Below are 734 nucleotides of genomic sequence, written 5' to 3'. Positions count from 1 at the left end.
GTTGTTCGGGGTTCGGTTGTTCGGGGTTCGGTTGTTCGGGGTTCGGTTGTTGGGCTGTTCGGCCGTTCGGCTGTTCGGACTACGCCGCGATGCGCATCGACGAGCGGACCGAGTCCGGGGCTCCGATCCCGAATCGGGAGCCGGTACGCATCGGAACCGGTTCGCCCGTCACCCGGACAACCGCGCGCCGGGTGGGCGCGGTCTTGGTACGGGCGGCGAAGACGAAGCACCGCAGAAGTACGAAGCGGCCGATGCCGGCGAGGCCGGAGGCGCCGAGGTAGACGGCCTGTTGGGTCACCATGTCGGCCGAGGGCACGGCCGCCGCCAGCCCGAGCATCGCGGCCGTGGTGAACAGGTAGGCGACCAAGGCCGTACCGGCCGACCCCACATGGGCCGCCCGCCCCGCCCACCCGCCGCTCGGGCGCCCCTCGGCGAAGGTGAAGCGGTGGTGCAATTCGGTGGCGACGACGGTACTCAGCACGGAGACCAGCGCGTTGGCGACCGGCAGGGTGAGGCGGTCGGAGGTCACCATCAGCAAACCGCTGCCGAGGAGCCCCGTGCCGCCACCGAGGACGACGAAGCGAACGAAGGCCGGCAGCGCGCTGTACGGCCGTTTCGTCGACGTGGTACCGGTGTTCCTGCCCCCGCTGAGATCCATACCCGTCACGCTATGGCGCCGACAGGCACCTCGGCCTCGGCCTGTGGTCGTGACCGTGGATACGCCTTACGGAGTC

Annotated in this window: 1 protein-coding gene; it reads right to left on the bottom strand. The window is 69.9% G+C overall.

Going from position 1 to position 734, the window contains the following annotated elements; all coding sequences use genetic code 11:
• Positions 1-79: 79 nt before the first annotated feature.
• Complete coding sequence (locus tag GT354_RS40285) at positions 80-658, bottom strand: hypothetical protein (protein ID WP_202512831.1); 579 nt, start codon at positions 656-658, stop codon at positions 80-82.
• Positions 659-734: the final 76 nt, after the last annotated feature.

Source organism: Streptomyces sp. SID3343, assembly GCF_009865215.1.
Taxonomy (GTDB): Bacteria; Actinomycetota; Actinomycetes; order Streptomycetales; family Streptomycetaceae; genus Embleya.
Note: the sequence above shows the minus strand (reverse complement) of the source record. Positions and strands in the feature narration are given on the sequence as shown.

What these genes read in the sequence shown, in the direction of transcription:
- GT354_RS40285 (WP_202512831.1), bottom strand. Translation starts at nt 658, where the DNA reads ATGGATCTCAGCGGGGGCAGGAACACCGGTACCACGTCGACGAAACGG.